The sequence below is a fragment of the Aeromicrobium sp. genome (assembly GCF_047606445.1).
GTDB lineage: Bacteria > Actinomycetota > Actinomycetes > Propionibacteriales > Nocardioidaceae > Aeromicrobium.
This window is the reverse complement of record NZ_JASGEK010000022.1, coordinates 24,598-43,638: the sequence shown is the minus strand read 5'-3', so window position 1 is coordinate 43,638 and position 19,041 is coordinate 24,598. Positions and strand designations below refer to the sequence as shown.

Here is a 19,041-nt window from a genome sequence, read left to right as displayed (position 1 = left end):
GGCCCGTTCGGCGGCGGCCGCCGCCGCGGGCTCGGCCCGTCGTCCGCTCCGCTCGGAGTGGGGCCGCCCGGCCCGCGCCGTGCGCCGTCCGCACCGCCCTGGCCCCGACCAGTGGCGCCGCTCCTCCTGGGGCTGAGATGACGAAGGTCGTGCTGGCCTCGGCCTCCCCCGCGCGTCTGGCGACCCTGCGCGCGGCGGGGATCACGCCCGAGGTCGTGGTCTCCGGGGTCGACGAGTCGGCCATGACCTCCCACGACGCGGCCAACCTCGCCGCCGCACTCGCCCAGGCGAAGTGCCGGGCCGTCGCGAAGGACCGCCCCGGCGACCTCGTCATCGGCTGCGACTCGGTGCTCGCCTTCGAGGGCGAGATCTTCGGCAAGCCCGGCGACGCCCGCACGGCGGCGGCCCGCTGGCAGCGCCTGCGCGGCAAGTCCGGCCTGCTGCACACCGGCCACTGCCTGCGCCTGGGCGACCAGGAGGTCGTCGAGACGGCGTCGGCGGTGGTGCACTTCGCCGATGTCAGCGACGCCGAGATCATCGAGTACGTGTCCAGCGGCGAGCCGCTCCAGGTGGCGGGCGGCTTCACCGTCGACGGCCTGGGCAGCGCCTTCATCCGGGGGATCGAGGGCGACCACCACACCGTGACCGGCATCAGCGTCCCGCTGCTGCGCGAGCTGGTGGCCGACTTCGGGCTGCGCTGGACCGACCTGTGGGACCCGGCCCACCGCCGCGCCCGCTGAGCGCTTCGTCACCCCGACGCCCGGAGAGGGAGGGCGTTCCAGGACAATCAGCACGACGACATCGCGGACCGCGCGCGGTGTCCACGGCAGGGAGAGCCATGCGACGACCGATCACTCACCTCGCCATCGGGGCGGTGGTCGCCCTGATGGCGCTGGTCGGCGTGCCGGCCGTCGCCGAGGAGCCGAGCGCGACGCCGTCGGGCGCGCTGATGGTCGTGCTGAGCGCCTCGTCGTCGATGGCCGACTCCCTGGACGACGGGCGACCTCGCGCCGACGCCGCCCGTGACGCGCTGACGGCGATGGTCGACGACACACCCGACGACCAGCCCCTCGGCCTGCGCGTCTACGGCGCCACCCCCGACGCCACGGACCCCTGCGTCGACAGCCAGCGCGTCGTCGACCTCGGGGCCGACGACCGCGGCGGCCTCACCGACGCCCTCGCCGCGTATCAGCCCGTCGGCGAGGCTCCCCTCGCCCACGCGTTGCAGGAGGCCGCGCTGGACGTCGGCGAGACCGGACAGCGCTCGATCCTGCTCGTCGCCGACGGCTCGTCGACCTGCGATCCGGACCCTTGCGAGACAGCCCGCCAACTCCGCGCCGCCGACCCCGCCGTGCGGATCGACGTCGTCGGCCTCGGCGTCGAGGGTGAGGCGCGCGACCGGCTCGTCTGCGTCGCCACGGCCGGCGGCGGCTCCTACACCGACGCCCGGGACACCCCGTCGGCGACCACCGCCCTGGCCACGGCGCGACTGCGCGCGACCCGGCCCTTCGACCTGACCGGCGCTCCGGTCGTCGGCGCTCCGACCCCCGAGGCCGCCGCGACGCTCACCGCGCCCGGCCGACACCTCGACACCCTCGCCGTCGACGACGGCCGGTGGTACGCGATCGACCGCACGGTCGACGCCAGCACCGTGCACGTCGGACTCGCCCACGAGTCGAGCGCGCCGCGCGAGCAGCTCGAGCAGGTCGAGGCGAAACTGTACGCCGACGCAGGCCAGACCGTCTGCGACGAGACGCTCTCCTCCTCGCGCGGCAGCCACGGCTTCGCGGCGCTCGACTCCTGGCAGCCGGACACGGCTGGTCCGTGCGCCACCGCCGACCGGCTCTTCCTCTTCGTCCGCGTCTCCCGCGACGACGACGGCGTCCTAGCCGGCACGCCGTTGGAGATCGACGTCTACGAGGAGCCCCCGCTCTCCGGCGACGCCCCCGCCGCGCCCGCAGCCGTCGCCTGGACGCCGCTGGAACCCGCCGAGCCGGTCACCGACGTCACGCCCGGCAGCGGTGACGCGAGCGCCCCGGTGGTCGAGGACGGCACCTACTCCTTCGTCGTCTCCCCCGGCCAGACGCAGGTCGTCGCGGTGCCGCTCGACTGGGGCCAGAGCCTGCAAGCGCAGTTCGACGGCGCGATCACCGACGAGCACCGCGACGGCGACTTCGAACGTCCCGACGTGCAGATCCTCGCCCCGCTGCGCCAGCCCGCCGACGACGACCTCTTCGGCGCTCCGGACGACCCGGAGGACTGGACGAGCTACCCCGACCGGCTGCTCTACGGGACCGAGGTGTTCCGCATCGGGGCCCAGACGGCCGCCGTCGGCTACGCCCAGCGCTCCGGGGACGCCGCCTCGCTGCGCGGCGCCGCCCTGCCGGGCCTGCGCTATGTGCACGTGTCCTATCCCGCCGACAACGACGCGCCGCTGGCCTACACGCTGACGCTGCGCACGAACGGCACCGCAGGCGAAGGCGCCCCCGACTACGACACGGCGACGCTGCCCGCGCCGCGGCCCGACGCCGACCTGACCGTCGCGCCGACGGCGACGCCCGACGACGGGAGACGAGCGAAGACAGGCGAGGCCTCCGACGGGTCGCATGCGACCGCGCTGTTGCTCGGCCTGGCCGGGCTCGCCTCGCTCGGCGGAGCGGGCTTCCTGCTGCGGAGGTCGGGCCGCCTCAGCCGCTGAGACGCCTCACCAGGTGAGGAAGGCGGCGATCAGCAGGATCACGCCGAGCACCGCGAGCACGATGGTCGCGGCGAGCACCGGGTCGAGCCGGTCGCGCAGGTCGGCGATCAGCGTCTCCACCGCGTTCGGGCCGGTCTTCGGCCCACGGGCGGGCTTGGACGCCTTGACCGACGGGACCGGGCGTCCGCCGGGACCGTCCGCGCCCCACCCCTTCGGCAGCGGGCGCAGGCGTGAGCGGACGTCGAGCCGTCGGCCGAGCGCGGGGGCGACGGCGACGGCGGCGAGGTCCCAGCGCGCCTCGCCCGCCGAGGCGTCACGGTCCTCGGGACGTTCGGCGACGAGGCGCGCGAGGGCCTCGGCCAGCGGGCCCTCGGGGATGGTCAGCTCGTCCCAGACCTGGCGGACCCGCCCGGTGAGCAGGTCGATCAGGCACAGGCCGACGGCGTAGAGGTCCTGGCGCGGCTCGGGGCCGGCGCCGGCGAGGGCCTCGGGAGCGACGTAGCCGGGGGTCGGCTCAGCGCCGAAGCCGGACAGGCGCACGGTCGGCGTGCCGGTTGCGGTGGCCTCGACCCACACGTGCGCCGGGGCGAGGGCGCCGTGGACGCCTCCGTCGGCGTGGACCGCCTCCAGGGCCTCCAACAGCTGTCCGGCGAGCGCCTTGACCCACCAGGGGTCGAGCGGGCCGCGGTCGGCGATCAGGTCGGCGAGGGTCTCCCCCTCGACGAGCGGTGTCACCACGAGGGCCTCGCCGTCGCCGTCGACCCAGTCGGTCGGCGTCAGGACGTGCGGGTGGTCGATCACACGGGCCTGCTCGAAGCCGCGACGCCACGCGTCGGCCTCGCCCGCCGGGACGAGCGTCGCCATGACGTAGCCCCCGTCCTCACGGTCCCAGGCGCGTCGCAGCGCGCCGTCGGCGCCGATCACGTCGACGATCTCGTAGCGTCCCTCCACGTCGTCTCCCACACCGGCATCCTAGACGGTCGCGCCGCTCATTCCCCGGAGCGTGAGGCCGGGCGACGCGTCTGCGCGGCGACTCGTTCGGCGTGGGCGACCGCCGCGTCGAGACGTCCCGCGCCGTAGACGCGCAGCAACTCGGCGATCTCGGGGTGGCGGTCGGCGAGCAGCGCGGCGGCGTCCAGGTGGTCGGTGGCCGACGCGACGCCGCGGAAGAGCGCCTGGACCACCCCGGCGGTCTCCTGGAACGAGACACGGCGCGTGGTCCCGGTCAGCGCCTCCCCGGCGGCGCCGGAGTCCTCCACCCGTCGCAGCGCCTCCTCGACGCTGAGCTCGCCGCGCTCGACCTCCGGCAGGGTCGCGACCATCGCCTGCAGCCGACGGACCGCGGCGGGGTGGCCGATCTTGATGCGCTGACCGCTCGTCACCTGCGACACCATGGGCGCCGACAGACCCAAGGCCTCGGCGAGACGGGCCTGGTTCAGGCCGAGCACGGCACGACAGCGGCCGAGGACGTCGCCGAGCGGCTCGCCGTAGAGCTCCCGTTGGGCGGCTCGGTTGGCCTCGACGTCGACCATCGCGATCTCCTCCGAAAAAATTTGCAGATGCGAACGCTGACATCTTGACACGGCAACGATCACGAGGCACAGTCAGAACAAGAATTTGCAACTGCAAAGATTTCGGGGGAAATCATGCTCCGCTTCATCACCGCGTCCGCGCTCCTGATCCTCGCCACCGTGACCGGATGGCCCGCCCAGGCCGACGAGACCGCGCCCGCCTCCGAGGCCCCGGTCGGCCGGCTCATGCTCGTGCTGGACGCCTCCGGCTCGATGGCCGAGCCCACCGGCGACGGCGCGACCCGCATCGAGGCGGCCCGCGAGGCCCTGCACGCCGTCATCGACCAGCTCCCCGACGACCAGCAGGTCGGCATGCGCGTCTTCGGGGCCACCGTCGACCCCGCCGTCGCCGGCGGCACGACCGAGTCCTGCACCGACTCCCAGCGCGTCGTCGACCTCGGCGCCGACAACCGCGAGGAGCTGGCCGAGGCGGTCGACGCCTACCAGCCGCTCGGCGAGACCCCCGTCGGCCACGCCCTCTCCGAGGCAGGGAAGGACCTCGGCGACGAGGGCCAGCGTTCGATCATCCTCGTCTCCGACGGCGAGCCCAACTGCGAGCCCGACCCCTGCGTCGTCGCCGCCGACCTGTCCGACAGCGGCGTCGCGGTGCGGGTCGACGTCGTCGGCCTGAACGTCGCCGGCGTCGCGCGCGAGAAGCTCCAGTGCGTCGCCGACGCCGGCGGCGGCACCTACTACGACGCCGACGACACCGACAGCCTCGTCGACTCGCTCACCACCGCCCAGACCCGCTCCAGCCGCCCCTTCGACTTCACCGGCGAGCCGGTCGAGGGCGCCCCCGAAGCCACGGGCGCCCCCGTGATCGAGCCGGGCGTCTGGCTCGACGCCCTGCCGAGCACCGGAGCGAAGTGGTACCGCGTGCCCCGGACGGTCGAGGGATCGACGATCCACGTCGGGACGATGATGCTGGGCGCCGCGTACGAGGCGGGCACCGGCGCCCACGTGTCCCTCCTGCCCGAGCCCGACGGGATGAGCTGCGACGACGCGAGCGCCTACGGTGCGACCTTGGGCGAGCGGGCGCCGATCCTCACAGCGAGCGGCGACACCTGGAAGTCCGATCCGGCCGACGAGTGCAACACCGCTGGGGAAATCTGGCTCAAGGTCGAGGGCAGCGGCTCCGGGGACGTCGGCGGCCATCCGATCAGCCTCTACGTCTACGAGGAGCCGCCCGTGTCGCCCGACGCGCTCGACGCCCTGCCCGACGAGCCCGAATCCCCCGCCTGGACAGCCCTGACCCCGGCCGACGACCCGGAGGAGGGCGTCGTCCCCGGCACCTCGTTCATCAACGCGCCGATCGTGTCCGACGGCTCGTACGCGCTGGACGTCAATCCCGGGGAGACCCAGGTGATCGGGGTTCCGCTGGACTGGAACGAGAGCGTGCAGGCCCAGCTGGACGCCAGCTTGACCGCGCAGATCGCCGACGCCGCGGCCGCCGGCAGCGACATCACGATCGACGTCGTCGGCCCGCTGCTCAGCGAGAGCGCCGTCAGCTTCTACGGCGACCAGCCAGAGGACTGGTCCGATCCGTCGCTCGTCGCCGCCGAGGAGGGCGACCCCCTGCGGATCGGCGCCCAGAGCCAGGTGATCGCCTACCGCAACCGCGCGCAGACCGACAGCGAGGTCGAGGGGGCCGCACTGCCGGGCGTGCACTACATCCGCGTGACCCACAACGTGCGCGGCGACGACGCCAACCTGCCCTACACCCTGACGATCAAGACGACGGACTCCGGCGGCGACCACGCGCCCGCGTACGAGGAGGCGAGAGGGCTGACCCCGCCGCAGGCCGACTCCCGGCTCGTCGACATGGCCTGGGTCGAGCAGAACGCCCCGGCCGAGGGCGGCTCCTCGGCGGCCGGCGAAGGTGGCGACACCCCGTGGCTGACGGTCGGCCTCGGCTCCGCCGGGGGTCTGACCCTGCTGGGCGCCGCAGCGGTCGTCGTGCGCTCGCGACTCACCGCACACCGGTGACGACGGCCGCCACGACGAGCCCGACGCCCACCGCCGCCAGCAGCCAGGCCGACGCCGGGACTGACGAGCCGCCCCGCGCGAGGCGGCTCGGCTCGGCCGTCGGCGGGCCCGGCAGCGGCGTGGTCGCCCGCTCCTGGCGGGCCGGGACGGGAGCGGGCGCCGGGGCGGACGTCCGGGCTGGCGCCGGGGTCTCGGCCACCGGGCCGTGCGGCCCCCATCCGGCGGGCCACGGCGGCAGGTGGCCGAAGACCTCGACCGGCTCGTCGTCGCCTCCGGGGACGGGAATCGCGGCCAGCGTCGCAGCGGCGTCGGCGGCCGAGACGGGCCGGGCCCGCGGGTCGGGCGCGGTCATCCGACGCAGCAGCGGCGCGAGCGGGCCCTCGGGCACGACGACCGGGCCTTCCTGCCTCGGCTTCTCGGCGGTGAGCATCTCGACCATCACCACCCCGGCCGCGTAGAGGTCGTGACGCGGGTCGGGGTCGGCGCCGGCGAAAGCCTCCGGCGGCGCGTAACCGGGCGTGTGCACGACCTCCCAGGCGCGGGTCAGGCGCGGCTCGTCGACGACGGCGGCGATGCCGAAGTCCGAGAGTCGCACGACGGGCGTGGCCGTGCCGGTGGCCTCCAGCAGCACGTTGGCGGGCTTGACGTCGCGGTGGACGAGCCCGGCCTCGTGAACCGCGTGCAGCGCCTCCAGGAGCTGGACGCCGACCGCCTGGACCCAGTCCTGCGGCAGCGGTCCGTGGTCGGCGATGACGTGGGCCACCGAGCCGCCGCCGACGATGGGCATCGCGAACAGCACCTCGCCGTCCTCGGCCGACCAGCCGGTCGGTGCCACGACGTGCGGATGCTCGACCCGGGTCGACGACTCGCGCACGAAGCGCAGCAGCGAGGCGCTGTCGGCCTGCCGCTGCCGCTTGGCCGCCCGGTAGACCCCGTCGCGCCGGTCCCAGACGCGCCAGACGTCGCCCATGCCTCCCCGCCCGAGGAGGTCCACGAACTCGTAGCGACCGGCGAACACCTGACCCACGCCCCTCACCCTAACGGCGCGACCCGCCTCCCAACGACCGCGCCAGCCGACCGCTCCCCTAGACTCGGACGGCAGTCCTGACGCCTTGAGGAGATCGATTCGTGAGCACGCCCCTGCGCAAGGTCCTGATCGCCAACCGCGGCGAGATCGCCGTCCGCGTGATCCGCGCGGCGAAGGACGCCGGTATCGGCAGTGTCGCCGTCTACGCCGAGCCCGACCGCGACGCCCTGTTCGTCCGGCTGGCCGACGAGGCGTACTCCCTCGACGGGGCCACCCCGGCCGACTCGTACCTGTCGATCGAGAAGATCCTCGCCGCCGCGAAGCAGAGCGGCGCCGACAGCGTCCACCCCGGCTACGGCTTCCTCGCCGAGAACGCCGAGTTCGCCCAGGCCGTCATCGACGCCGGGCTCATCTGGATCGGCCCGAGCCCGGAGGCCATCGACGGCCTCGGCGACAAGGCCAAGGCCAAGCAGATCGCCCTCGCCGCCGGCGCCCCGCTCGCGCCGGGCCTGAAGGACCCGGTCGAGAACGCCGACGAGATCGTCGCGTTCGCGCAGGAGCACGGCCTGCCGGTCGCCATCAAGGCGGTCTTCGGCGGCGGCGGCCGCGGCCTCAAGGTCGCCCGCACGCTCGAGGAGATCCCCGAGCTGTACGAGTCGGCCGTCCGTGAGGCCGTCTCGGCCTTCGGCCGCGGCGAGTGCCTCGTCGAGAAGTTCCTCGACAAGCCGCGCCACGTCGAGACCCAGTGCCTCGCCGACAGCCACGGCAACGTCGTGGTCGTCTCGACCCGCGACTGCTCGCTGCAGCGCCGCCACCAGAAGCTCGTCGAGGAGGCCCCCGCGCCCTTCCTGACCGACGAGCAGATCGAGCGCCTCTACACCTCCTCGAAGGCGATCCTCAAGGAGGCCGGCTACGTCGGCGCCGGAACGTGCGAGTTCCTGGTCGCCCTCGACGGCACCATCAGCTTCCTCGAGGTCAACACCCGCCTCCAGGTCGAGCACTGCGTGTCCGAGGAGGTCACCGGCATCGACCTCGTGCGCGAGATGTTCCGCATCGCGGCCGGCGAGGAGCTCGGCTACGACGACCCCGAGATCATCGGCCACTCCATCGAGTACCGCATCAACGCCGAGGACGGCGGCCGCGGCTTCCTGCCCGCGCCCGGCACCCTCACCAAGTGGGAGCCGCCGTCGGGCCCCGGCGTCCGTCTCGACTCCGGCTACGTCGAGGGCGAGACCATCCCGGGCTCCTTCGACTCGCTCGTCGCCAAGCTGATCGTCACCGGCCGCACCCGTGAGCAGGCCATCGAGCGCTCGCGCCGCGCCCTCGACGAGTTCGTCGTCGACGGCATGCCGACGGTCATCCCGTTCCACCGCGACGTGCTCGACAACGCGGCCTACAACGCCTCCGGCGGCTCCTTCGACGTCTACACGACGTGGATCGAGACCGACTACGACAACCAGCTCGAGCCGTACGTGGCCACCCCGGTCGACGCCGACGAGCCCGCCGAGCGCGAGCGCGTCGTGGTCGAGGTGGGCGGCAAGCGCCTCGAGGTCGTGCTGCCCGGCTCGCTGGGCGTCTCCGCGGCACCGGCCGCCGGGGCGAAGAAGAAGAAGGCCAAGCGCAAGGCCGGCGGCGGCGCGGGCGCGGCCGTCTCGGGCGACTCGCTCACCTCGCCGATGCAGGGCACCGTCGTCAAGCTCGCCGTCGAGGACGGGGCCGAGGTCGCCGAGGGCGATCTGGTCGTCGTCATCGAGGCGATGAAGATGGAACAGCCCATCAACGCCCACAAGGCCGGCGTCGTGTCCGGCCTGGCGGCCGAGGTCGGCGCCACCATCGGCGCCGGCGAGGTCATCGCCGCGATCTTGGACGCCTGAGACTCATAACGACGATGAAGGCCCGGACCCACGTGTGGGTCCGGGCCTTCATCACACCCCCGTTCGACGCCCCTCAGTCGCCCGGGGCTGACATCGGCTCTGTACTGGGCGTCGGGGTGGTAGACGACATCGGCTCAGTGCTCGGTGTCACCACGGCCTCGGGCTCCGACTCGGCGGCGGCCGACGACGACGAGGGCAGGCCGTCGAACCGGTACAGGAAGGCGGCCATCTGGTCGCGCAACACCGGCTGATACGGACGGAAGGTCGGCTTAGAGCCGCTGCCGGCCCAACCCGTGCTGAGGCCGGTCTGCCACATCCACACGATCTCCTTGTAGAAGACGTGCCCGGGGCTGACATCGGCGAAGGGGCTCTCCGTCGGCAGCGTGACCGCAGGCGCCTGACCGCCGTTACGGATCGTCGCGACCCGGTACAGGAAAGCCGCCATCTGATCGCGCAACACCGCACTCGACGGACGGAACTCTGTTCCTTCGTCCGTCATCCATCCTGCGGTGACACCGCTCTGCGCCAGCCAAGAGATCTCCTTGTAGAACGTCTGTCGAGTGGACAGATCCACGAAGGGGCTCTGCGTCGGCGGCGTGAAGGAGGGCGACCCCTGGAAACGGTAGAGGAAAGCCGCCATCTGATCGCGCAACACCGCACTCGACGGACGGAAGTACTTCCGCCCGTCCTGCGTCCATCCGGTGCTGATGCCCTGCGAGGACAACCAGGCGATCTCGTCGGCGAACGGCGAGGTGGTGTAGACGTCACTGAAGCCGCCGACCGTCGGCGGATTGATCGTCTGGTCGACCTCGGTGCGCAAGGTCGGCAGCCAGTTGATCACCTGTGTGCCCGGACAGGCCGTGGCCTGGACCCGGTAATGGCCGTCGATGCGGTTTAGCGTCTTGCCGCCCAGGGAATACGTGCCAATCGCCGGAACCTCGTGCAGCGCGTGGCGCCAGGCGATCAGACGGACCAGAGCGGACTTCATCGTGGCGTTGGGCGCGACGTCGACGAAGGTGCCCATGAGCGAGACACCCGTTGTGTTCAGATTGACGTCCCAATTGCCAGCGTGGGCACCGCGCGGGGTCTCCGTGATACCGCCAGCGCGCCCCTCGTAGATCTTCCCGTACTGGTCGATGAGGAAGTTGTAGCCGATGTCGCACCAGTTCTGGCCGTCCATGTGATACGCCTGGATCGAACGGACGATGCCGGGGGCCTGGTCCGCCGTGTACGAGTTCGAGCCGGCCGTGTGATGCACGATGGTCCCGCTCATAGTGCCGAAGCGTGGCGTGTCACAGGTAGAGCCGGACCGGGCACCCCACGCTCCTCTGGTCACGATCCCCGGCTGCGAGACGGCGGTCGGCGTGAGTGTGGCGCCCTCGCCGGAGTCGACCGTCACCAGCGTCAACTCCTCAGGGTTCACCTCGCCGGTCGCCACGACACGCACCTCGGCTGCGTCGGAGGGGCCGATCCACTTCGGGGCGGTGCCTGGGATGCCTCCCTCGACCTCAGCATCCTCGACCTCCAACAATGTCCAGTCCGACCAGACCCCCTCTTGACGCCAGCGCGCCTGCACCTCGGAGTTCTCCGGGGTCATGCCGCCGGTCCAGGTGACGCCCAGCAACTCGAAGGTCGGCAGGTCGTTCGGCGCCATCTCGGCGACGATCTTGCCCTCCTCGAGGCGCGGCGTCTGCGGGTCGACCACCTCGACCTCGGCCGCCTCCTCGGGCGTGTAGTCGACCTGCTCTTCGACAGGGATCGCCTCGACCTCCTGGCGCTCGATCGTCGCAGGCTCGACGGTGGCGTCCTCCTCGGGAGGAGACGCCACCACGACGGCAACCGTCAAACCGGCCATGACGGCCGCAACCGTCATCAGCGGAAGAACTCTCACGGCCAGGGAGCCACGTCGAGGCCGCACCACCCTATGCCGTTCCCGCCTGCTGACCATGCTTCTCTCCGTTCAACGGCGACATCGAAAACAGGTGGTGTCGTCACCGCCACCCTCGATTAGACACCACACGACCCCGAACGCGCATCTTCGCGTCCGCTTTCGAGGGATTCTCCTCACCGTGAGTCACTCGTGTCGATGCGGGCGACCTCGGCGACGGTGCCGGACAGCGACGGGTAGACGGTGAACGCCTCGGCGACCTGATGGACGGTGAGGTTGGCGCTGACGGCGAGCGAGACGACGTGGATGAGCTCGCTGGCGCGCGGGCCGACCACGACGCCGCCGACGACCGCGCCGCTGCCGCGGCGGGCGAAGATCTTCACGAAGCCGTCGCGCACGCCCTGCATCTTGGCGCGGGCGTTGGCCGCGAGCGGCAGCATCGCGACGTCGGCGGGCAGGCCCTGCTCGTCGATCGCCTTCTGCGACAGCCCGACCGTCGCGATCTCCGGGGAGGTGAAGATGTTGCTGGAGACGAGCTCGAGGTCGAGCGGGTGCACGGCCAGGCCGAGGATGTGCGCCATCGCGATGCGGCCCTGCTGCGCGGCGACCGACGCCAGCATGAACACGCCGGTGCAGTCGCCGGCCGCGTAGACGCCGGGCGCGGAGGTGCGCGAGACCCGGTCGACCTGGATAAAGCCGCCGTCGTCGAGCCGGACGCCGTTCTCCTCCAGCCCCAGGTCGGCGGTGTTCGGGATCGAGCCGAGCGCGAGCAGGCAGTGCGAGCCCTCGACCGTCCGCCCGTCGGCGAGCGTCACGCGGACGGTGTCGCCGACCCGCTCGACGGACTCCATGCGCGAGTTGCCCAGCACCTCCATGCCGCGGCGCAGGAAGACGTCCTCGATGGTGTCGGCGGCGTCGGCGTCCTCGCCGGGCAGCACCCGGTCGCGGCTCGACACGAGCGTCACCCGCGCGCCGAGGCCCTTGTAGGCGCTGGCGAACTCCGCGCCGGTGACGCCGGAGCCGACCACGATCATGTGCTCGGGGATCTCCCGCAGGCCGTAGACCTGCTCCCAGGTGAGGACGCGCTCGCCGTCGGGCCGGGCGGAGTCGACCACACGCGGGTGGGCGCCGGTGGCGACGAGGACCGCGTCGGCGGCGATCTGCTCCACCGTCCCGTCGGCGGAGGTCGCCTCGACCGTCGTGCCCTCGACCAGGCGGCCCGTGCCGCGCAGGATCCGCACGCCGTTGGCGCTCAGGCGCTCGCCGACGTCGGAGGACTGCGCCTGGGCGAGGGCGAGCACCCGCGCGTTGACCCGGGCGAGGTCGGCGTGCACGCCGGAGGGCAGCTCGACGCCGAGCTCGGCGGACTCGGCCACCTCGGTCAGCACGTCGGAGGTGGCGATGAGGGTCTTGCTGGGGACGCAGTCGGTCAGGACCGTCGAGCCGCCCCACCCGTCACGTTCGACGATGGTGACCTCGGCCCCCTGCCGCGCGGCCACCAGCGCCGCCTCGTATCCGCCGGGGCCGCCGCCGATGATCGCCACATGAGTCACCCCGTCATTGTGGCCCGGACCGACGGCCGGCGGCGAGTCAGGCGAGCCTCAGGCGGACGCAGGATGATGAGTCGAGGCTGTGATGGCTGCCCCGATCCATCATCGTGCGTCCTCGTGGGGTCGCCGCTGGTCACGATCTGTCCGGCCCGGACCGTTCCTGGCATAGAGTGGGCCGGTGAGCCCCTACGAGAACGCCCAGCACGCCGCCGAGGAGTTGCGCGCCCGCACCGCAGGCCTCGACCACGACGTCGCCGTCGTCATGGGGTCGGGCTGGCTTCCGGCCGCCGACCGCCTCGGCGAGCCGGAGTTCGAGGTCCCGCTGGCCGAGCTGCCCGGCTTCAGCGCGCCCGCCGTCGCCGGCCACGGCGGCACCGTGCGGTCGCTGCGGCTCGGCGACCGCCGCGCCCTCGTGTTCTGCGGACGCACCCACTACTACGAGGGCAAGGGCGTCGAGGCCGTCGTCCACGGCGTCCGCACCGCCGCCGCGGCGGGCGTCCGTGCGCTCGTGCTCACCAACGGCTGCGGCGGGCTCGTGCCCGAGTGGACGCCCGGCTCGCCGGTGGTCATCAGCGACCACATCAACCTCACCGCCACCTCGCCGCTGGTCGGCGCGACCTTCGTCGACCTGACCGAGGTGTACTCGCGCCGCCTGCGCGACCTCGTCCGTTCCGTCGACCCGACGCTGCCCGAGGGGGTCTACGTCCAGGTCACCGGACCGCACTACGAGACGCCCGCCGAGATCGGCATGATCCGCGCCGTCGGCGGCCACCTCGTCGGCATGTCGACCGCGCTGGAGGCCATCGCCGCCCGCGAGGCCGGACTCGAGGTACTCGGCCTGTCCATCGTCACCAACCACGCCGCCGGGACCACCGGCGAGCCGCTCCACCACGAGGAGGTCCTGGAGGCCGGACGCCTGGCCGCCGACCGCATGGGCGCCCTCCTCGCCGACGTCCTGCCGCAGGTCTGATGATGAACGACGCGAACCCCCTGCACGAGGCCGCCCTCGCCTGGATCGCCCAAGACCCCGACCCCGTCACCCGCGAGGAGCTGCAGGCCCTCGTCGACGCGGGCGACGACGACGCGCTCGCCGACCGCTTCTCGGGCCGTCTGGAGTTCGGCACCGCCGGGCTGCGCGGCGAGCTGGGAGCCGGGCCGAACCGGATGAACCGGGTGGTCGTCGCCCGGGCCGCCGCCGGGCTGGCCGCCTATCTGCTCGCCCAGGGCGACGAGCCGTCGGCCGTCGTCGGCTACGACGCACGTCATAACTCCGACGTCTTCGCCCGCGACAGCGCCGAGATCCTCGCCGGGGCGGGCGTGCGGGTGACACTGCTGCCCGAGCCGCTGCCGACGCCGGTCCTGGCCTTCGCCATCGGACGGCTGCGCGCCGACGCGGGCGTCATGGTCACCGCCTCGCACAACCCCCCGCGCGACAACGGCTACAAGGTCTACCTCGGCGACTCCGCGCAGATCCGTCCGCCGGTCGACGCCGAGATCTCCGCGGCCATCGACGCGGTCGGCCCGGTCGACGAGCTGCCCCGGAGCCAGGACTACGAGGTCGCCGACGACGAGCTGACGCTCGGCTACCTGGAGACCGCCGCGCTGACGGTGCCCAACGGGCCGCGCACGATCACCGCGGTCTACACGCCGATCCACGGGGTCGGCGCCGAGATCATGGAACGGGCCGCGGGCGCGGCGGGCTTCGCGCCGCTCATCGTGGTGCCGGAGCAGCGCGAGCCCGACCCCGACTTCCCGACGGTCGCCTTCCCGAACCCGGAGGAGCCCGGCGCCATCGACCTGGCGCTGGCGCTCGCCCGCAAAGCCAACGCCGACCTCGTCCTCGCCAACGACCCCGACGCCGACCGGTGCGCGGTGGCCGTGCCCGACGGGGCCTCGTGGCGCATGCTCAGCGGCGACGAGGTCGGGGCGCTGCTGGCCGACCTGCTGCTGCGGCGCGGCGTGCGGGGCGTCTACGCCAGCTCGCTCGTCTCGTCCGACCTACTGGGCCGCCAGGCCGCCGCAGTCGACCAGCCGTGGCGGCAGACGCTCACCGGCTTCAAGTGGCTCGGCGCGATCCCCGACCTCGTCTTCGGCTACGAGGAGGCGCTCGGCTACAGCGTCGCCCCGCACATCTCGCGTGACAAGGACGGTGTGACGGCCGCGCTGGCGGTGCTCGACCTGGCCGCGACGCTGCGCTCCGAGGGTCGCACGCTGCTCGACCGGCTCGACGACATCCACCGCCGCCACGGCGTGCACCTGACCGGCCAGGTGTCGGTGCGGGTCGAGGACCGCTCGCTGATCGAACAAGCCATGACCGGCCTGCGCTCGACGCCCCCGTCGCTGATCGGCGGGCTCGCGGTGGCGTCGGTCCACGACCTCGCCGAGGGCTTCGAGGGGCTGCCGCCCACCGACGGCGTGCTCGCCCGGCTCGACGGCGGCGCCCGCGTCATCTGGCGTCCGTCCGGCACCGAGCCCAAGTTGAAGTGCTACGTCCAGGTGGTCGAGGAGGTCGCCGGCGACGACCTCGCCGCCGCCCGCTCCCAGGCCCGCCGCCGCCTCGACGCGGTCACCGCCGACCTCTCCCTCGCGCTCTGACCAGGACGCGACCCGCTCAGTAGGAGGAGGCGTCCTCGGAGGCGGGGGTGATGGCGCCAGACTCGCGGGCCGCGGCGTCGTCGAGGATCGTCGCGGTGGCGCTGGTGCCGAAGCGGGTGACGCCGAGGTCGCGGAACTCCAGCAGGGTGTCGAGGCCGCGCACGCCGCCGGAGGCCTTCACCCGAACCGCCTCGCCGACGCTCGCGCGCATCAGCCGCAGGTGCTCGGCCGTGGCCCCGCCCGAGGCGAAACCGGTGGACGTCTTGACGAAGTCGGCGCCGGCCGCCTCCGCCGCCCGGCAGCCCGCGACGATCTCCTCGTCGGTGAGATAGGCGGTCTCCAAAATCACCTTGACGATGCAGTCCCCCGACGCCTCGACCACCGCCGCGATGTCGGCCTGGACGTCGCCTGTCAGACCCGAGCGCAACCAGCCGATGTTCACCACCATGTCGAGTTCGACCGCACCGTCGGCGAGCGCCTGGCGCGCTTCGGCGACCTTCGCCGCCGTCGAGGTCGTGCCGTGCGGGAAGCCGACGACCGTGCCCACCGCGACCCTCGACCCGGCCAGCCCGCTCACCGCGTGGGCGACGTCGCTCGGCCGCACGCAGACGCTGAAGATGCCGTACCGGGCGGCCATCGCCAGGTCCGCGTCGACCTCGGCGCGGGTCAGCTCCGGCTTGAGGATGGCGTGGTCGATGGTCGCGGCGATCTCGGCGGCGGTCACGGTCTCGGGCATGCCCCCATCCTAGGCGCTCGGACCGCGCGCGTAGCCGGGCTTGATGACGTCCTCGATGATCCGCAGCCGCTGGTCGAAGGGCAGGAAGGCGCTCTTCATCGCGTTGATCGTGAACCACCGCAGGTCGGCGAGGTCGTAGCCGAACGCCTGCGCGATCAGCGTCATCTCCCGCGTCATCGACGTGCCGCTCATCAAGCGGTTGTCGCAGTTGACCGTCACCCGGAAACCGAGGTCGGCCAGCGGGCCGATCGGATGGTTGGCCACGCTCGCCATGCCGGGCACCGCGTGCGTCTGCAGGTTCGACGACGGGCACATCTCCAAAGGGATGCGGTTGTCGCGCACATACGCGGCGAGCCGTCCGAGGCGCGGACCGCCGGGCGCGTCGAAGTCGATGTCGTCGACGATGCGCACGCCGTGGCCGAGCCGGTCCGCGCCGCAGCGCTGGACCGCCTGCCAGATCGACGGCAGCCCGAAGGCCTCCCCCGCGTGGATCGTGAAGTGCGCGTTCTCGCCGCGCAGGTACTCGAAGGCCTCCAGGTGCAGGATCGGCGGGAAGCCGTCCTCGGCGCCGGCGATGTCGAAGCCGACCACGCCCCGGTCGCGGTGGTCGACCGCCAGCCGCGCGACCTCCAGGCCCCGGTCGGCGTGCCGCATCGCCGTGACGAGCTGGCCGACGACGATCTCGCAACCCTGCGCGGCCGCCTCGGCGCGTCCGGCGGCGATCCCCTCCTGCACCGCCTCGACGGTCTCGGCCATGCTCAGCCCGCCCGCCAGATGCTGCTCCGGCGCCCAGCGCAACTCGGCGTAGACGACGCCGTCGGCGGCGAGGTCGAGCACCGCCTCGCGGGCGACGCGGGCGAGGTCCTCGGGCCGTTGCATCACCGCGACGGTGTGCTCGAAGGTCTCCAGATAGTGCGGCAGCGACCCCGACGAGGCCGCCTGCTCGAACCAGGCGCCCAGGCCGTCGGCGTCGTCCACCGGCAGCTCGTGGCCGATCTCGGCGGCGATCTCGGCGACCGTGGCCGGACGCAGGCCGCCGTCGAGGTGCTCGTGCAGCGCGACCTTCGGGACGCGCGCGATGTCGGCCGGATCGGCAGGGGTCTTCCCACCGCGCCGCGTGCTCACAGCGAGTCCCCCTCCATCAGCAGCACCACCGTCTCGGCGACGCAGGCGGGCTTCTTGACGCCTTTGATCTCGACGGTGTGCCGCATCGTCGCGCGTTGCCCCTTGGCGATGTCCTCGACGGTGAGCAGGTCGACCACGTCGCGCACCCGGTCGCCCTCGCGCACGGGGTTGATGAAGCGCACCGTGTTGAGCCCGTAGTTGACCCGCGCGACGTCACCGGCGAAGGCGAACACCTGCGCGCCGAGGAAGGGCAGCATCGACAAGGTCAGATAGCCGTGCGCGACCGTGCGGCCGAAGGGACCGTCGGCGGCCCGCTCGGGGTCGACGTGGATCCACTGCCGGTCGCCGGTCGCGTCGGCGAACAGGTCGATGCGGTCTTGGGCGATCTCCAGCCATTCGCTGTGGCCGAGCCGCGTCCCCGCGGCGGCTTGGATCTCCTGGCGGTCGTTGAACACCTTCATCGGTCACACTCAGTCGTCGTAGGCGGATACGTCGCAGCGCCTCGACCATAGCCGAGGACGCGGTTCACGGGGCGCGAATCGCCCTCCGGTCGGCGTCGGCTCCGCTCAGCCCACCCGGGCGATGAGGGAGTTGGTCGTCGCCGGCTCCTCGGCGGCGATCTCGAAGGCTCCGGCGAGCGCCTCCTCGGCGCGGGCGAAGCGCTCGGGGGTGTCGGTGTGCAGCTCGATCAGCGGTTGTCCGGCGCGCACGCGGTCGCCGGGCTTGGCGTGCAGCACGACGCCCGCCACCGCCTGCACCCGCTCGCCCGGACGCGACCGTCCCGCACCGAGCCGCCAGGCCGCGACGCCGACGGCGAGCGCGTCGAGACGGGTCAGGAAGCCGTCGGACGGAGCCGTGATCATGTGCGTCTCCTTCGGCGTCGGCAGCGGGGCGTCGGGGTCGCCGCCCTGCGCGGCGATCATGCGCCGCCACACGTCCATGGCGCGGCCGTCGGCGAGCGCGTCGGCCGGGTCGACGTCCGTGCGGCCCGCCGCGGCCAGCATCTCGCGGGCCAGCGTCACCGTGAGCTCGACCACGTCGGCCGGCCCGCCGCCCGCGAGCACCTCGACCGACTCGGCCACCTCGACGGCGTTGCCCGCAGTGAGCCCGAGCGGGGTGGACATGTCGGTCAGCAGCGCCGTCGTGGTGACGCCCGCGTCGCGCCCGAGGTCGACCATCGTCCGCGCCAGCTCCAGCGCGTCGTCATGCGACTTCATGAACGCGCCGGTGCCGACCTTGACGTCGAGGACGAGCGCGCCGGTGCCCTCGGCGATCTTCTTGCTCATGATCGAGCTGGCGATCAGCGGGATCGCCTCGACGGTGCCGGTGACGTCGCGCAGCGCGTAGAGCTTCTTGTCGGCCGGGGCCAGGCCCGCTCCGGCCGCACAGATCACCGCGCCGACCTCCTCCAACTGGGCCAGCATGCGCTCGTTGCTCAGCTCGGCCCGCCAGCCGGGGATCGACTCGAGTTTGTCGAGCGTGCCGCCGGTGTGCCCGAGGCCGCGCCCGGACAGCTGCGGCACCGCCACCCCGCAGGCCGCGACGAGCGGCGCGAGCGGCAGCGTGATCTTGTCGCCGACGCCGCCGGTGGAGTGCTTGTCAGCGGTCGGACGGCTGAGCGAGGAGAAGTCGAGCCGCTCCCCCGAGGCGATCATCGCGTTCGTCCACCGGGCGATCTCGGGGCGCTCCATGCCGTTGAGCAGGATCGCCATCGCCAGCGCCGACATCTGCTCCGGCGCGACGACGCCACGCGTGAACGCGTCGACCACCCAGTCGATCTGCTCGTCGGCGAGGCGATGGCCGTCTCGCTTGGCGGTGATCACCTCCACCGCGTCGAAGGGCTCGGGCGTGGCGGCGGTGTCGGTCATGCGGCCACTTTCTCAGAGGGCCGGTTCAGGGTGTGGATCGCACGGTGAGTCACACCCCTTTCCGACACTGGGGAGGTACCTCAGCAACCCTACGAGTGAGACGAAGGTAGCTCAGTAACCTTT

General features: G+C 72.8%; 16 protein-coding genes. 7 read left to right on the top strand and 9 right to left on the bottom strand.

Features of this window, described 5'->3' with window-relative positions; translation table 11 throughout:
• The 3 genes from QM621_RS05870 to QM621_RS05860 form a co-directional block, all read left to right on the top strand.
• Positions 1-136: acyl-CoA carboxylase epsilon subunit (locus tag QM621_RS05870; RefSeq protein WP_414989431.1), on the top strand; the 136-nt coding region annotated here is incomplete at its 5' end.
• A gap of 1 nt (position 137) precedes the next feature.
• On the top strand, positions 138-740 hold the full coding sequence (locus tag QM621_RS05865) for a Maf family protein (RefSeq protein ID WP_414989427.1): 603 nt from the start codon (positions 138-140) through the stop codon (positions 738-740).
• A 98-nt stretch (positions 741-838) separates the two neighbouring features.
• Positions 839-2,698 carry a hypothetical protein gene (locus QM621_RS05860; RefSeq protein WP_414989426.1) on the top strand — a complete coding sequence of 620 codons (1,860 nt, stop codon included), beginning with the start codon at positions 839-841 and terminating at the stop codon, positions 2,696-2,698.
• A 6-nt stretch (positions 2,699-2,704) separates the two neighbouring features.
• Here QM621_RS05860 and QM621_RS05855 read toward each other — a convergent pair whose 3' ends face one another.
• On the bottom strand, positions 2,705-3,661 hold the full coding sequence (locus QM621_RS05855; RefSeq protein ID WP_414989425.1) for a serine/threonine protein kinase: 957 nt from the start codon (positions 3,659-3,661) through the stop codon (positions 2,705-2,707).
• Between the two features lie 26 nt (positions 3,662-3,687).
• Positions 3,688-4,293: a DNA-binding protein gene (locus QM621_RS05850; protein ID WP_414989424.1), complete on the bottom strand. Its 606-nt coding sequence runs from the start codon at positions 4,291-4,293 to the stop codon at positions 3,688-3,690.
• Positions 4,294-4,344: 51 nt separating this feature from the next.
• On the opposite strand from QM621_RS05850, the gene QM621_RS05845 reads away from it, so the two are divergent.
• Complete coding sequence (locus tag QM621_RS05845; protein ID WP_414989423.1) at positions 4,345-6,255, top strand: vWA domain-containing protein; 1,911 nt, start codon at positions 4,345-4,347, stop codon at positions 6,253-6,255.
• Here QM621_RS05845 and QM621_RS05840 read toward each other — a convergent pair.
• Positions 6,239-7,282, bottom strand: a complete 1,044-nt coding sequence (locus QM621_RS05840) for a serine/threonine-protein kinase (RefSeq protein WP_414989422.1) — start codon at positions 7,280-7,282, stop codon at positions 6,239-6,241. The two genes, QM621_RS05845 and QM621_RS05840, sit on opposite strands and share 17 nt — an antisense overlap.
• A 113-nt stretch (positions 7,283-7,395) precedes the next feature.
• Here QM621_RS05840 and QM621_RS05835 point away from each other — a divergent pair, with 113 nt between their 5' ends.
• Positions 7,396-9,156: an acetyl/propionyl/methylcrotonyl-CoA carboxylase subunit alpha gene (locus tag QM621_RS05835; protein WP_414989430.1), complete on the top strand. Its 1,761-nt coding sequence runs from the start codon at positions 7,396-7,398 to the stop codon at positions 9,154-9,156.
• A gap of 73 nt (positions 9,157-9,229) precedes the next feature.
• Here the strand turns inward: QM621_RS05835 and QM621_RS05830 are convergent, their stop codons facing one another.
• Both QM621_RS05830 and QM621_RS05825 read right to left on the bottom strand, forming a co-directional pair.
• On the bottom strand, positions 9,230-11,029 hold the full coding sequence (locus tag QM621_RS05830) for an N-acetylmuramoyl-L-alanine amidase (protein ID WP_414989421.1): 1,800 nt from the start codon (positions 11,027-11,029) through the stop codon (positions 9,230-9,232).
• 191 nt (positions 11,030-11,220) lie between these two features.
• Positions 11,221-12,597, bottom strand: a complete 1,377-nt coding sequence (locus QM621_RS05825; protein ID WP_414989420.1) for an NAD(P)H-quinone dehydrogenase — start codon at positions 12,595-12,597, stop codon at positions 11,221-11,223.
• A 175-nt stretch (positions 12,598-12,772) separates the two neighbouring features.
• Here QM621_RS05825 and QM621_RS05820 point away from each other — a divergent pair, with 175 nt between their 5' ends.
• Together QM621_RS05820 and QM621_RS05815 are read left to right on the top strand one after the other, a co-directional pair.
• Positions 12,773-13,564, top strand: coding sequence for a purine-nucleoside phosphorylase (locus QM621_RS05820; protein ID WP_414989419.1), 792 nt, complete (start codon positions 12,773-12,775; stop codon positions 13,562-13,564).
• A complete protein-coding gene (locus QM621_RS05815; protein WP_414989418.1) occupies positions 13,564-15,189 on the top strand; it encodes a phospho-sugar mutase in 1,626 nt (541 codons plus the stop codon). The genes QM621_RS05820 and QM621_RS05815 overlap by 1 nt, the downstream gene beginning before the upstream one ends.
• Before the next feature lie 16 nt (positions 15,190-15,205).
• On the opposite strand, the gene deoC is transcribed toward QM621_RS05815, so the two are convergent.
• The 4 genes from deoC to QM621_RS05795 form a co-directional block, all read right to left on the bottom strand.
• Positions 15,206-15,925, bottom strand: a complete 720-nt coding sequence (gene deoC, locus QM621_RS05810; RefSeq protein WP_414989417.1) for a deoxyribose-phosphate aldolase — start codon at positions 15,923-15,925, stop codon at positions 15,206-15,208.
• Positions 15,926-15,934: 9 nt separating this feature from the next.
• On the bottom strand, positions 15,935-17,050 hold the full coding sequence (locus QM621_RS05805; protein WP_414989416.1) for an adenosine deaminase: 1,116 nt from the start codon (positions 17,048-17,050) through the stop codon (positions 15,935-15,937).
• Positions 17,047-17,511: a MaoC family dehydratase gene (locus QM621_RS05800; protein ID WP_414989415.1), complete on the bottom strand. Its 465-nt coding sequence runs from the start codon at positions 17,509-17,511 to the stop codon at positions 17,047-17,049. The genes QM621_RS05805 and QM621_RS05800 overlap by 4 nt, the downstream gene beginning before the upstream one ends.
• A gap of 105 nt (positions 17,512-17,616) precedes the next feature.
• Positions 17,617-18,918, bottom strand: a complete 1,302-nt coding sequence (locus QM621_RS05795; protein WP_414989414.1) for a thymidine phosphorylase — start codon at positions 18,916-18,918, stop codon at positions 17,617-17,619.
• Between the last annotated feature and the right edge of the window lie 123 nt (positions 18,919-19,041).

Excerpts from the sequence above, each read along its gene's own strand:
- QM621_RS05865 (WP_414989427.1), top strand. The coding sequence starts at position 138 with ATGACGAAGGTCGTGCTGGCCTCGGCCTCCCCCGCGCGTCTGGCGACC.
- QM621_RS05860 (WP_414989426.1), top strand. The coding sequence starts at position 839 with ATGCGACGACCGATCACTCACCTCGCCATCGGGGCGGTGGTCGCCCTG.
- QM621_RS05845 (WP_414989423.1), top strand. The coding sequence starts at position 4,345 with ATGCTCCGCTTCATCACCGCGTCCGCGCTCCTGATCCTCGCCACCGTG.
- QM621_RS05830 (WP_414989421.1), bottom strand. The coding sequence starts at position 11,029 with ATGACGGTTGCGGCCGTCATGGCCGGTTTGACGGTTGCCGTCGTGGTG.
- QM621_RS05815 (WP_414989418.1), top strand. The coding sequence starts at position 13,564 with ATGATGAACGACGCGAACCCCCTGCACGAGGCCGCCCTCGCCTGGATC.
- deoC (WP_414989417.1), bottom strand. The coding sequence starts at position 15,925 with ATGCCCGAGACCGTGACCGCCGCCGAGATCGCCGCGACCATCGACCAC.
- QM621_RS05800 (WP_414989415.1), bottom strand. The coding sequence starts at position 17,511 with ATGAAGGTGTTCAACGACCGCCAGGAGATCCAAGCCGCCGCGGGGACG.
- QM621_RS05795 (WP_414989414.1), bottom strand. The coding sequence starts at position 18,918 with ATGACCGACACCGCCGCCACGCCCGAGCCCTTCGACGCGGTGGAGGTG.